Origin of the sequence: Streptomyces sp. NPDC056734, from assembly GCF_042790455.1 — a bacterium.
Taxonomy (GTDB): Bacteria; Actinomycetota; Actinomycetes; order Streptomycetales; family Streptomycetaceae; genus Streptomyces.
On record NZ_JBHTZD010000001.1, the window covers coordinates 35,719 to 49,241 of the forward strand.

At 74.0% G+C, this 13,523-nt stretch carries 8 protein-coding genes; 4 read left to right on the forward strand and 4 right to left on the reverse strand.

The window, feature by feature from the left end; all coding sequences use genetic code 11:
• Window positions 1-103: 103 nt before the first annotated feature.
• Window positions 104-694, reverse strand: coding sequence for a TetR/AcrR family transcriptional regulator C-terminal domain-containing protein (locus ACFRFC_RS00170; protein WP_382679346.1), 591 nt, complete (start codon window positions 692-694; stop codon window positions 104-106).
• 230 nt (window positions 695-924) lie between these two features.
• Between ACFRFC_RS00170 and ACFRFC_RS00175 the strand changes: the two genes are divergently transcribed.
• From ACFRFC_RS00175 to ACFRFC_RS00185, 3 genes are read left to right on the forward strand one after another with little or no spacing between them, the layout of a single operon-like run.
• Window positions 925-1,572, forward strand: a complete 648-nt coding sequence (locus ACFRFC_RS00175; protein WP_382679349.1) for a DUF7019 family protein — start codon at window positions 925-927, stop codon at window positions 1,570-1,572.
• 57 nt (window positions 1,573-1,629) lie between these two features.
• The gene (locus ACFRFC_RS00180; protein ID WP_382679352.1) at window positions 1,630-5,202 is read left to right on the forward strand and encodes a protein kinase; all 3,573 of its coding nucleotides are present in this window, start codon (window positions 1,630-1,632) and stop codon (window positions 5,200-5,202) included.
• A 49-nt stretch (window positions 5,203-5,251) separates the two neighbouring features.
• On the forward strand, window positions 5,252-6,544 hold the full coding sequence (locus ACFRFC_RS00185; protein ID WP_382679355.1) for a protein kinase: 1,293 nt from the start codon (window positions 5,252-5,254) through the stop codon (window positions 6,542-6,544).
• On the opposite strand, the gene ACFRFC_RS00190 is transcribed toward ACFRFC_RS00185, so the two are convergent.
• A complete protein-coding gene (locus ACFRFC_RS00190; protein WP_382679358.1) occupies window positions 6,492-7,229 on the reverse strand; it encodes an NADPH-dependent F420 reductase in 738 nt (245 codons plus the stop codon). The two genes, ACFRFC_RS00185 and ACFRFC_RS00190, sit on opposite strands and share 53 nt — an antisense overlap.
• Window positions 7,230-7,307: 78 nt before the next feature.
• On the opposite strand from ACFRFC_RS00190, the gene ACFRFC_RS00195 reads away from it, so the two are divergent.
• A complete protein-coding gene (locus ACFRFC_RS00195) occupies window positions 7,308-7,688 on the forward strand; it encodes a winged helix-turn-helix transcriptional regulator (protein ID WP_382679361.1) in 381 nt (126 codons plus the stop codon).
• Here ACFRFC_RS00195 and ACFRFC_RS00200 read toward each other — a convergent pair.
• Together ACFRFC_RS00200 and ACFRFC_RS00205 are read right to left on the reverse strand one after the other, a co-directional pair.
• Complete coding sequence (locus ACFRFC_RS00200; RefSeq protein WP_382679364.1) at window positions 7,685-10,510, reverse strand: SpoIIE family protein phosphatase; 2,826 nt, start codon at window positions 10,508-10,510, stop codon at window positions 7,685-7,687. The two genes, ACFRFC_RS00195 and ACFRFC_RS00200, sit on opposite strands and share 4 nt — an antisense overlap.
• A 159-nt stretch (window positions 10,511-10,669) precedes the next feature.
• Window positions 10,670-13,453: a SpoIIE family protein phosphatase gene (locus ACFRFC_RS00205; protein WP_382679367.1), complete on the reverse strand. Its 2,784-nt coding sequence runs from the start codon at window positions 13,451-13,453 to the stop codon at window positions 10,670-10,672.
• Between the last annotated feature and the right edge of the window lie 70 nt (window positions 13,454-13,523).

Below are 13,523 nucleotides of genomic sequence, written 5' to 3' on the forward strand. Positions count from 1 at the left end.
AACGGATGCTTAGGAGTGAGGAGGGCTCACTGGCAGGCGCGTTGGCCGGGAAACCCCCGGCGGGGACACGGGCGGCGACACGGGGTGACCTCGCGGGCAGGTCTCAGCCGAGGCCCAGGAGCCGGGCCGGGCGGTGGCCGAAACGGGCGTCGAAGGAGTCCCGGGTCATCGGCCGGGCCGCGACCTTCGCCGGTGCCGGGAAACCCTCCTCGGCACAGAGATAGCCGGCCTGGGCCCCCGCGTCCGGCGGGCTGGTCCGCTGCTCCTGGGTGAGGCCGAGGGTGAAGTGGGCGAGCGCCCCGCACAGCCGGGCCGCGTCCTCCTCCGAGTGGCCCGTCTCCAGCAGCCCGGCCACCATCACCTCCGCGACCCGCAGGGTCCGGCCGGTCCCGGCGAACGTCCCCGCGACCAGCCGGCCGCCGTCCCGGTGGGCGAGCAGCGCCGCGCGGTACCGGTCGACGACGACCCGGACCCGCTCGACGGGGGCGGCGGGCAGGCCGTCGGTGCGGACCGAGCCCACCCCGGTGTCCGCCATCGTCTCGCTCAGGCTGCGCCTGGACTTCAGGTACCGGCTGACCGAAGGGAGATGGACCCCCGGCTCCCGGGCCACCCCCCGAAGCCTCAGCCCTTCGAGCCTGGCCCGCTCCAGGAGGGGGAACGCGTCTTCGACGACATCGTCCTCGGTCCAGCGCATTGGGTCATCCTGCAATCGCGGATCCCGACGGCCGGATCCGCTCGCGCGGGTGCGGGAGAGGCGGCAGCGGGGGGAGTGATGTCAGCCGTGCGGCAGGATCACCACCCGGCCGTCGATACGTCCGGCGTGCAGCCGTTCGTACGCGATCGCTGACGTCTGGGAGTGCGACGGATGGTGCTCAACTCCGTGCAGATGCCCCAACTGCCCTGTCGCGGCGCTAGCCTGGCGGGATGTCCATGCGCTACTACCTCTACATCAGTGACGCCAAGGTCGACATGCTGCTCGCGCAGATCGACCCGGGCTTCGGCGGTCGGCGGACCACCGAGGCGGGCCTGAGTGTGAAGTTCCTGAGCTTCCGGCGCAGTGTCGAGGGCGCCGTGCCCGACCGGGTGGCCAGGCTGGAGCGGGTGCTCGCCCACTTGCGCGAGCAGGGACAGACCGGGTCGGTGGATCGTCCCGGCCCCTACTTCGGCGGCTCGCTGCCCATGCAGTGGGGGCCCCTGCGCGGCGGGAACGGCGCCTCCTCCGTGTACTTCGGGGGGCGTACCGCGCGGACGATCGTCGGGCTCGGCGGCGCCGGCGCGCATGTCATCGGCGGGAGCGCCCCGCAGGATCCCGTTTTCGCGCCCTCCTCGACGCCCGCGCTGCTCATCGGGCTCGCCGACACCTTCGCCGCCGACGGCATCGAGGCGCCCGCCGACCCGTCGGCGCTGGCGTGGGTGCACTCCGCCGGACGGGTGCTGCGCGGGCCGGCGCAGTCCGTGGAGTTCGTGGCCCGGCGGCTGGTGGAGGGCGCCAGCCCCTATCCGGAACTCGACCCCCGCCCGGACATGAGGGTGCTGCTGGGCAGTCCGCTCTATGTCGCCCTGCTGGACTGATGGGCTGAAGGACTGGTCGAGCGATCGGGTAGTGGTGGGATACGGGGGAATGCGCTGATGGCTGTGGCGACCTGGCGGGCCGGTGATGTGGTCCTCGGGCTGTACGAGGTGCTGGACACGGTGCACAGCGGGGGGATGGGCGTGGTCCACCGGGTCCGCCATCTCGGGTGGAACGTCGACCTCGCGGTGAAGACACCCCGCCCCGAACGGGTCGCCTCGGACGGGGGGCGGCGCCGGTTCGAGGCGGAGGCCGGTACGTGGGTGGGCCTGGGGCTGCATCCGCACACCGTCAACTGCTCGTACGTCCGTACCATCGACGGGGTGCCGAGGGTCTTCGCCGAGTGGGTCGACGGCGGCAGCCTCGCCGATGCCGTCACCGACGGCACGCTCTACCGGGGCGGCCCGGACACCGCCCTGCGGCGGATCCTGGACATCGCCGTGCAGATCGCCTGGGGACTGGAGCACGCGCACACCGCCGGGCTGGTCCACCAGGACATCAAGCCCGCGAACGTGATGCTCGAACCCGACGGCACCGCCAAGGTCACCGACTTCGGCCTCGCCGGGACACGCCCCGCCGCGGAGGAGACCTCGCGGGATCGGCCGGCCGGTGTCACCTTCGGCGGGAGGACCCTCCCGTACTGCTCCCCCGAGCAGGCGCTCGCCGCCACCGGGCGGCCGGAGATCCGGATGACGCCCGCCACCGACATGTGGTCGTGGGCGCTCACCCTGCTCGAACTGTTCAACGGCCGGCGCCCGACCGGGCACGGCCAGGCCGCCGCCGAGGCACTCGGTGTCCTGCTCGCGGACGGACCGGCCCACGCCCAGGTGCCCGCCCTGCCCCCGGCGGTCGTCGGGCTGCTGCGGCAGTGCTTCACCATCGCCCCGGAGTCCCGCCCGGCGCCGGGGGAGGCCGCCGCCACCCTCACCGGCCTGTACGGCGAACTCACGGGCACCCCCTACCCCCGGCGGGCACCCCGGGCCGTCGAACTGCTGGCCGAGGGGCTGTCCAACCATGCCCTGTCGCTGCTCGACCTGGGGCGGGCCGAGGAGGCCAATGCCATGTGGCGGCAGGCGATCACGGCCGACCCCCACCACCCGGTCGTCATCTACAACCACGGCCTGTTCGAGTGGCGCCACGGGTTCAGGAGGGATCTGGAGCTGATCGCCGACCTGGAGACCGCCCGGACCATGGGCGGTGACCCCCGGCTCATCGACCGGCTGCTGGGACTGGTCCAGCTGGAGCGCGACGACCGGGAGCGGGCCGTCGCCCTGCTGCGCGAGGCCGCGCGCAATGAGCCGGAGTCGGCGGAGATCGCCGAAGCGCTGGCCGAGGCGGAGAGCCGGCCGGACGCACGGCCGCTCCTCCTCACCGGGCATGTCAACAGCGTCACCGCGGTGGCCGTGTCCGCCGACGGGCGCCGGGTGCTCTCCGGTGACTACCACGGGCGCGTACGCCTGTGGGCGGCGGACAGCGGCCGGCTGCTGCACGAGCTGACCGCCGAGGGCGCGAACGTCGTCGCGACCGCCGTCGACGCCGGGGCCCTGACCGGCCTGGTCGCCCGCGCCGGGGCACCTCTGGAGCGGTGGGACCTCGTCCGCGGCGAGCGGATCCCGCTACCGGACGGCAGCACCACCCCGGCCGCCACCGCCGTCGCGCTCAGCGATGACGGCACGGTCGCCGCCACCGGTCACGCCGATGGCACCCTGCGGTTCTGGGATCTGCGTACCGGCGCTGTCCTGGGGGAGGGGCCGGGCCACACCTCGCCCGTCGACGCCCTGGAACTGAACGCGAGCGGCACCCTGGCCCTGTCGGCCACCTCCGGGAGCGGGGAGGACCAGGCGGCCCGTGCCTGGGACCTCGCCACTCGCCGCCTCCACGCGACGCTGACCCCACCCGTGAACGAGCGCGGTCACGGGACCTGGGGCGATGTCAACTATGGCAACGCGCTCTCGCCCGACGCGTGCTACGCGATGCAGATCTGGGCCAACGGACCGATGGTCCTGTGGGACGCGCGGACCAACCGGGTCGTCGCCGAGGTACCGCACTTCCTCCGGTACGTGTCGCTCAGCGCGCTCGCCCCGGGCGGCTCCCTCGCGCTCGTCGGCGTGAGCGGCGGGGTGCGCGTGGTCGACCCGCTCACCGGCCGCTGCCTGCACTCCCTCGAGTCCCGGGACCCCCAACGCGGCGACGACACCGACGGTGCCCGGTCCGCCGCCATCAGCGCCGACGGCCGTACCGCCGTGCTGGGCCTGTTCGAAGCGGTCCGCGTCCAGCCGATGCCCTCGGCCGGCTACCGGGCCCCCTGGGCGTACGCCCGGCCCAAGGGCGCGGGGGAACTGACCGACCGCGGTGAACAGTTCCGCGCCCGGCTGGAGCAGGCCCTCCAACTCGCCCGGCAGGGGCGGTTCGCGCAGAGCGCGGACGCGCTGCGGGCCGCCGAGACCGTTCCCGGCTTCGAGCGGCACCCCGAACTCCGCGAACTCTGGCGGCTCGTGGGCCGGCAGGGGCGCCGGACGGCGCTGCGCGGCGCGTGGCGGCTGATCGAACTCGACGGTTCCTCGACCTTTCCCACCCCGCCCACCCTGGCGCTCGCCCGGGACGGCCGCTACTTCGTCGGCGTACGGCTCACGGGCATGGTCTGTGCCTGGGACGCGTCCAGCGGCCGGCGGCTCGCCGAGTTCGACTGGGCGATGGGGACGGCGTCCAGCCTCCAGCTGACCGCCGACGGCGGCGCGGCCGTCCTCCACGACAGATTCAACGGGAAGGTCCATCTGCTCGACCTCATCGGAGACCACTCCTACCCGCTGCCGAGCACCGGCAGGGTCGGCGCGATGGCGACCACGCCGTCGGGGGACCGGGTGCTCACCGGCGAGGACAGCGGTGAAGTGCGCTGGTGCGATGTGTGGCTCCACCGGGAGGAGGGCAGGGTCGACGCCTCCTGGGGCACCGGGACGGCCCATCGCCATGCCGTGTCCGAGGTCGCCCTCAGCCTCGACGGCGCGTTCGCCGCGTCGAGCGCGTCCACCAGCGGAGACAGGGCCGAGCGGCACCGCCATGAGGACGAGATCTGCCTGTGGGACGTGCTGACCGGGGAGCGGCTGTGGCAGCGCGCCGACCGTCCCCACGGGTACCGCCTGATGTTCAGCCCCGACGGCCGGACCCTGCTGAGCTACGGCAGCCGTGGCCTGTCGGCCTTCGACACCCTCACCGGCCGGCCGCTCTACGCGCTGGACGGCACCAACGACGAACACCTACTGGCGGCCACCCTCGACGGGCGGCGCGCAGTGACCGTCGACCACACGACGCTGACCGTGTTCGACCTCGGGACGGGCCGCGTCCTGCGATCGATCCCCGCCGAGGAGAGGATCAGCGCACTCGCCCTCACCGCCGAGGGCCGCTTCGCGGTGACCGGCGACGCGAAACACCGGGTGCGGGTCTGGGACCTGCACACCGGGCGGATGCTGCGCACCCTGACGGGACATCGGGCCCTCGTGGACTTCGTGGCCTTGAGCGACGACGGCCACCGGCTCCTCAGCGGTGACTTCACCGGCCTGGTCCGCAGCTGGGAACTCAACTGGGGCTTCGACTTCACGCCCGGCCCGGCATCCGGCGAGGAAGGCACCGGCTAGCGTGCCGCCCCCGCCGCCGGTGCTGCCCCCGGCCCCTCCGCCGCCCTCGGTGACCCTGACCGTCCGCTCCGGTCGTTCCGGTTCGTCCCGCGAGGTCCATACCTTCCCCCGCCGTACGACCTGCCTGGTCGGGCGCGCGACGGAATGCGGTATCCGGGTCCACCGGAGCGACAAGGACGTCTCCCGCCACCACTGCGTCCTCGACATCGATCCACCCCACCTGCGCGTCAAGGACCTGGGCAGCCGCAACGGTACGTATCTCAACGGGACGCCGCTGGCCGCGGGCCCGGCCGGACGGGAGCTGGCCGACGGCGACGAGATCCGGGTCGGGGACACGTTCCTGCGCGTGACCGTCACCATCAGGGATACGGATACGGGCACTGGCGCAGTGACGGTCACGGCCCCCGGCGCGGACCCCGCCGCCGCCCCGCACACCCTCCTCGCCGCCGCCGAGGCCGGTGACCCCGGACTCACCGGGATCCGGGGCTACCAGCTGCTCCAGGAGCTGGGCCGGGGCGGGCAGGGCGTCGTCCATCTCGCCCGCGAGGAGGAGACCGGTGAACTCCTCGCCCTGAAGACCCTGGTGGCCCCCGTCGAGGTGAGCAGTTCGGCCCGTGCCGAGTTCCTGCGCGAGTTCGCCATCACGCAGGCCCTGCGCCACCGCAATGTGGTCACCTGCCACGGGGGCGGCGCGCACGGCAGCACCTTCTACTTCACCTCCGAGTACTGCCGACTGGGCAGCGTCGCCGACTGGGCCGCCCGGTCAGGTGGCCGGCTCAGCGTCGAGCACGCGGTGGGGATCACCCTGCACACCCTGCGCGGACTCGACCACGCACACAGCGCTCAGGTACCCGTACGGCTCGCCGACGGGACCCTCACCACCCGCAGGGGAGTCGTGCACCGTGACATCAAGCCGCAGAACCTGCTGCTCACCGGGGACCGCGCACGCATGACCCTGAAGATCGCGGACTTCGGGCTGGCCAAGGCGTTCGACAGTGCCGGACTGTCCGGACACACCCTGACCGGCGCGCTGGGCGGAAGCGTGGCGTTCATGCCGCGCGGCCAGGTGATCGACTTCAAGTACGCACGCCCCGACGCCGACCTGTGGGCCGTGACGGCCTGTCTGTACTGGATGCTCACCGGCAAGACCCCCCGCGACTTCCCGCCGGGCGCCGAACCGGTCGGCATCGTCCTGCACGAACCCCCCGTACCAGTACGCGAGCGCCTGCCCTCCCTGCCCCGACGGCTCGCCGACCTGATCGACACCGCCCTCGTCGACCGCCCCCACATCACCCTGACGACCGCGTCCGACCTGGGCGCCGCGATCCGCCGGGCCATGTGAGACGCACGTCCCTCGTATCCTTCTCCGCCGCCTGCTCGTGCTTCGGGCCGGACGCGTGGGCGAGTGGAGGCGCGATCGCCTGGGCGTCCGCTCCCTCGCCGACCCACAGCCCGATGAACAGCGCGGCGGTCGCCTCCAGCAGCCCGGCCCGCTCCAGACCGCCGCCGGACACCGGCTCGCAGCCCACGTCCCGCACCAGCTCATGTACGGGTGCCAGGGCCGCGGCGTCGTCCCCGCAGACCGGAACGGCCAGGGGACGCCCGTCGAAGACCGGGGGCCGCATGCGCCACACGTCCTCGTGGCAGAGGTTGAACGCCTTGACCACCCGGGCTCCCGGTGCCGCCGCGGCCAGCCGCAGCGCGGCCGACGGGCCCGGCTCCGTCAGCAGCCGGAACCCCGGCCCGACCGGGTTCGAGCAGTCCAGCAGCACCTTGCCGTCCAGGGCCGCCGCCAGCTCCCGTACCACGTCCGCCCCCGCTTGGAAGGGCAGTGCCGCCAGCACCACCTGGGCGGATTCGGTTGCCGCGCGCAGCCCGGCGGGCCGGGCGCCACCGCCGACGCGGGCCGCCAGCCGCTCCGCCTTGTGCACGTCCCGCCCGCCGATGACCACCTCGTGTCCGGCCCGCGCCCAGTGGGTGGCGAGCGCGTCCGCCATATTGCCCGTGCCCAGTACGCCGATCCTCATCGCATGTGTCCTCTCCGTGCCCGCTTCGACCGTTCGGTTCGACCGTTCGGGACGACGCTAGACAGGCCGTCGGGCACCATGTGGTGCGTGACGACCGACGACGCCTTCCTCGCCGACTGCCGTGCCCGGCTCGCGTTCGACCTGCTCTCCCACACCTGGAACGCCGTCGTGCTCTGGGCGCTGCGTGACGGCCCGAGGCGTCCGGTGGAGCTACGGGCACGGATCGGGGGCATCAGCTCCAAGGTGCTCACCGAGACGCTGCGACGGCTGGAGTTCAACGGGCTGGTGACGCGGCACGCCCATCCCGGGGCGCCGCCGCGGGTGGAGTACCGGCTCACCGAGCTGGGCCGGACCCTGCTGGCCCCCATCGGCGCCATCGGAGCCTGGGCCTTCGAGCACGGGGACGAGGTCATGGCCGCCCAGGAAGCCGGATGTCCGGCCCCCGCTCACCTGCCCTAGCCGAGCGGCTGCTCCGCCCAGATCACCTTCCCGTGGGGCAGATAGCGGGTGCCCCAGCGGTCGGCCAGTCGGGCCACCAGGAACAGGCCGCGGCCGCCCTCGTCGGTCATCGCGGCGTAGCGGAGGTGGGGGGCGGTGCTGCTGCCGTCGAAGACCTCGCAGATCAGGGCGCGGTCGCGCAGGACGCGGACGCGGATGGGGGAGGCGCCGTAGCGGATCGCGTTGGTGACCAGTTCGCTGAGGATCAGTTCCGTGGTGAACGTGGACTCCTTGAGGTTCCAGGCGGTCAGCTGGCGGGTGACCATCGCGCGGACCTTGCCGACCGCCGCCGGATCGGCCGGCACCACCCACTCGGCCACCCGGTCGGCGTCCAGTGCGCGGGTGCGGGCCACGATCAGGGCGATGTCGTCGCCGGGCCGTTCCGGCAGGCGCGCGTCGACCACCGCACGGCAGATGTCCTCCGGGTCGGGGCCCGCCCGTTCGAGGGTGGAGCACAGGATCTCCAGCCCTTCGTCGATGTCCCGGGTACGGTCCTCGACCAGGCCGTCGGTGTACAGCACCAGCCGGGTGCCCTCGGGCAGCTCCACGTCCGCCGTCTCGAACGGCAGCCCGCCCAGCCCCAGCCCCAGCGGCGGCCCCGCCGGCACCTCCGCGAACTCGACCGTGCCGTCCGGGTGGATCAGCGCGGGCGGCGGATGACCGGCGCGGGCCATGGTGCACATCCGCGACACCGGGTCGTACACCGCGTACAGACAGGTCGCCCCGGTGACCGCCGCCGTGCCGTCGGCCGCCGTCTCGTCCTGGTCGATCCGGCTGACCGATTCGTCCAGGAGGTGCAGGAGTTCGTCGGGGGCCAGGTCCAGGGCCGAGAAGTTGTGGACCGCCGTCCGCAGCCGGCCCATGGTGGCCGCCGCGTGCAGCCCGTGACCCACCACGTCACCGACGACCAGCGCGACCCGCGCCCCCGACAGCGGCAGTACGTCGAACCAGTCGCCGCCCACCCCGGACTGGGCCGGCAGATAGCGGTAGGCGATGTCGAGGGCGTTCTGCTCGGGCAGCGTGCGCGGCAGCAGACTGCGCTGGAGGGTGACCGCCATGGCGTGCTCGCGGGTGTAGCGGCGGGCGTTGTCGATGGAGACCGCGGCCCGCGTCACCAGCTCCTCCGCCAGCGCCCGGTCCTCGGCGTCGAACGGCTCGGGCGCCGTGCACCGCCAGAAGTTGACCAGGCCCAGGATCAGCGAACCGGCCCGCAGCGGCGCGGTGATCAGCGAGTGGATGCCGTACCGAAGGATCTGTTCGGTCAGTTCCGGGTCCTGCGCCTGCCAGCCCGGCGCGTCCTCCAGTCTGGGCTCCAGCACGGCCTGACCCGTCGTCAGCGCGTTCGCCTGGGGCGACGACGGCACGAACCGGATGCTCCGGCCCACCGGATACAGCGGCACGTCCCCGCGCACCCCGCTGAACGCGGCCCGCCGCAGCTCGGTGCCTGCCTCGGGCGGCTCGCCGCCGAGCACCGCGTCGAACAGGTCGACGGAGACGAAGTCCGCGAACCGGGGCACCGCCACTTCCGCCAGTTCCTCGGCGGTGCGGCCGACGTCCAGACCGGTGCCGATGGCCACCCCCGCGTCGTAGAGCATGTCCAGCCGCTCGCGGGCCACTTCGGCCCGGCCGGACAGCGCGCGCAGCTCGGTGGAGTCCCGCAGGGTGGCCACGCTCCCGGCCGGGCCGCCGCGCAGGTGTGTCGGGCGCTGGTTGATCGCCAGCAGCCGGTCACCGACCAGCCGCACCTCGTCCGTCGCGACCCGGCCCGACGCCAGCAGATCGGCGGTGTCGGGGGCCAGGCCCAGCGCGCTGACATGGCGGCCCTCGGCGTCCTCGGGCAGGTCCAGCAGCCGGTGCGCCTCGTCGTTGGCGAGCAGCAGTTCGCCCTCGCCGCCGACGATGGTCACGCCCTCGCGCACCGCGTGCAGCACCGCGTCATGATGCTCGTACATCCGGGTCATCTCGCGCGGCCCGAGGCCATGCGTCTGATACAGCAGCCTTCTGCTGACCAGCGCGGTCCCGCCGGTCGCCAGCGCCACCGCGAGTGCGGCGGCGAACAGCACCAGCGGCAGCTGCTCGTTGGCGGCGCCGCCGATGTGCTCGGCGGTGATCCCGGCCGACACCAGCCCGACCACCCGGCCGTCGGTCTCCTGCACCGGCACCACCGCCTGCACCAGCCGCCCTATCGTCCCGTTGACCTCCTCGGTCACCGGGTTCCCGGCGAGCGCGGGCGCGGTGGAGCCCACGAACCGCTTCCCGATCCGGTCCGGCATCGGATGGGTGTAGCGGACGCCGTCCCGGTTCATGACGACGATGAAGTCGACCTTCGCGGCCTTGCGCGCCGCCTCCGCACGTGGCTGGAGCAGCGCCGTCGGGTCCGGGGCGGTCAGCGCCTGGCGGGTGCCGGGCGCGTTGGCGAAGGTCTGCGCGACGGCCAGCGAGCGGTCGGTGGCCTCCCGGACGCTGTCGTGCCGCCCCTGGAGCAGCAGCGCCACCACGGCCGCCACCACCAGCACCACCACTATCAGGACCTGGAAGAGAAACACCTGGCCGGCGACGCTGCGTCCGCTCAGCGCCGAGCGCAGCGCCGAGCGCAGCGACGCGATCCGGCCGGGCCGCGGTCGCCTCCCGGGGGCGGGATGCCGCGGGGGCGCGGACTGGGGGGTACGGGCCACGGGTGGATCACCGGCTTCTTGGACGTGGCCGTGCGCACGCCGCGTGTGCACCGCACCGAGGCGACGGGGCGGCCGGGTCTTCCCGGCCCGCCCCACGAGCCGGACCATGTGCCCTGTTTACACTCCCTTGCCCCGCGAAGCGAGATATGTCACGCAGGGTCATGGTTTGGGTGCGGGTTCCGGGGGTGGGTGGGGCGGGGTCCGCCGCCCTGTCCAGTGGTGTGGCCGGTGGCGTGGGCGGCGTCGGGCTTCCTGCCGGGCGCGGGATCATGTGCTGGGCCGGTCGGCGGTGCGGCGAGCTTCGGGGTCGGGGGCGTCCGTGCCCTCCGTGCGGCGGGCCGCGAGCAGCAGCGCGATGTCGTCGGGGCGGTCGGCGGTGTGCCGGGTCGCCGCGGTGAGCCGGTCGGCGACCGCCGCCAGCCAGCGGGCACCCGGCCGGGTCGCGGGCGCCCCGCCACGCGCGAGAGCCGTCCGCAGCGCCCCGATGCCGTCGTCTATGTCCAGGCCGGGCCGCTCCACCAGCCCATCCGTGTACAGGGCCAGGATCGCGCCCGGCTCCATCGTCACCTCCGCCACCGGATAGCGGGCGCCCTTGATCACACCGAGCACCACTCCGGCGGGCGTGTCCAGGCGGTGGGTCCGGCCGTCCGGCGCGCGCAGCAGGGGCGGGGGATGGCCCGCGCTGGCGATCCGGGCCCGGCCGGTGGCCGGATCGAGCCGTACGTAGCAGCAGCTGGCGAACTGGCCCGGGTCCAGGTCGATGAGCAGGCGATTGGTGCCGCCCAGCACCTCGTCCGGCGGCCGGTCGTCCAGCGCGAACGCCCGCACCGCGCTGCGCAACTGCCCCATCGTGGCCGCCGCCTGCACGCCGTGCCCCTGGACGTCGCCGATCACCAGCGCCACCCCGTCACCGGCCTCCACCACGTCGTACCAGTCGCCGCCCACGTCCATGCCCTGGGTGCCCGGCAGATAGCGGCCCGCGGTCTCCACCGCGGGGTGCGCGGGCAGCCGGCGGGGCAGCAGCGCGCGCTGGAGGCCCCGGGCGAGGGCGGCCTCGGTCTCGTAGCGCTGGGCCTTCTCCATCGCGTGCGCGATCAGCCCCGCGAGCGCGGTGAGCACGGTCCGCTCCTCGGTGCTGAAGCGGCGCTCCCGGTCGAAGCCGAGGATGCAGGAGCCGACCCGGCGGCCCGACGCGATCAGCGGCAGGAACGCGCGGGCCCCCTCGGTGGCGTCGATCGGTATGCCCGGGTAGGCGTCGGCGAGTTCCGGCATCGAGTCGAAGAACATCGGCTTGCCGGTGGTGAGGGTCTCGACGCCGGGCAGCCGCTCATCGAGGTCCACCCCGTCGAACTGGTCGAGGAACCCGTCCGGGAAGCCCGCCTCCCAGGCCAGGAACAGATGCCGGTCCTGGAGCAGATAGATCGCCAGCCGGCGCCCGCCGAACGCGGGCAGCAGTTCCTGCATCACCACCGCCGACACCTGCCGCGCGGTCACCGCCTCCGTGAGCGCGATCGCCAGCAGGATCGGCCGGTACAGCGGGGTGCCTGGAACGGGAACGCCCGCCGGGTCGGCGAACGACTCGTCCGGCGGCCCGGCCGGGCTGTCGGCGACCCGGTTCGACGGTACGACGGTGCAGGTCAGCAGGTCGGGCCCGGGGTAGACGGAGATGGCTAGCCGGTCGCCCTCATGGCGGCGGGGGGCGCTTGCCTCGCGGTCACTCGCGTGGGTGGGGGGTGTGGGGGAGTGCGGCTCGCGCTCGTCGCCGGGGGGTGCGGACGGGTGCCGATCATCCGCGTCGCCATCAGGTGCGGACGGGTGCCGATCATGCTCGTCCCCGTGAGGTGCGGACGGGTGACGCTCACCCTCCTCCCCGTGAGGTGCGGACGGGTGCCGATCATGCTCGTCCCCGTGAGGCGCGGACCGGTGACGCTCACCCTCGTACACCCCCGCCCCACCCCCCGTCCCACCCGGCCGCTCGACATGGAAGTGCACCGGGTCCGGTGACAGCAGGGCCGCCCGGAGGTGGTCCTCGCAGGACGGCTCGGCGAGCCAGGGCACCGCGTCCCACAGACAGCGGCCGGTGAGGCGGGTACGGTCCACGCCCAGGAGTTGCTCGGCGCGCGGGTTGACGTAGCCGATGACCCCCTGCCGGTCCACGCAGAAGACGCCCTGGGGGAGCCGGTCGGCGGCCTGGTCGGCCACCGAGCCCGCGTTGATGACCACGCCGTGCACGAGCCGTGAGCCGTCGGGCGGCCAGAGGTCCACCAGGCGTAAGGGGCCACCCGCGAGCCGTATCGGCAGCGGGTCGGCGGGCGGCTTGCCCTGCGCCGCGTCCCGCAGCAGGGCGGCCAGCCGGCGCGCGTCCGCCGCCGAGAACGCCGAGACGAGCGCCGCCTCCGTCTCCGGCGGCGGCCCGGACGCCAGCGCGAGCAGGGCGCGTACCCCGTCGTCCACCGTCACCGCGCCCGACGCCGGGTCCCAGGTGAACCGGCCGATCCGCGCCTCGAAGGGCCGCCGGGTCGGTGGCCGCGCGCACAGCGGCTCGGCGTTCCAGACGACCGCCGTCCCGGCGCCGGCCAGCCCGCGCAGCCGCTCGCCGAGTTCCTCGGCCAGCCGGGTCAGCCGGTCCCGGGCGGCGAGCAGTCCCGTCGCGTCGGACACCGGCGGAAGCAGGGCCGTCAGGGCGCCGCAGACATCCTCCGCCGCCGGCACCGGCACACTGATCACCCCGAACGGGAACGGCAGCGCGGCGGCGAACTGCGGATAGCGCCGCATCGTCTCCGTCGGGTTCGGCAGCACGATCTGGACGCCCAGCCGGAAGGTGTCCGCGATCGGCACCGGGCGCTCGGCGTGCACCTGCCACCAGGGGCGGAACAGCGGCCCCGGCACACCCGACAGCGCCGCCAGCCGCAGTACGTCCTGGTCGGCGGAGCGGAGATACAGGCCCACGACCCGCGCGCCCACCGCGCCCGCCGCCTCCGCCGCGACCTCGGTCAGCAGCGCGGCCAGCCGGTCCGGTGCCCCGTACGGGTCCTCGGCGCTCCCAGTCATCCGGTCCTACCTCGTCCCTGCGCCGCGCAGGCGACACAGCAAGAATGCGTCACCCGCCGCCGTGTCCGCA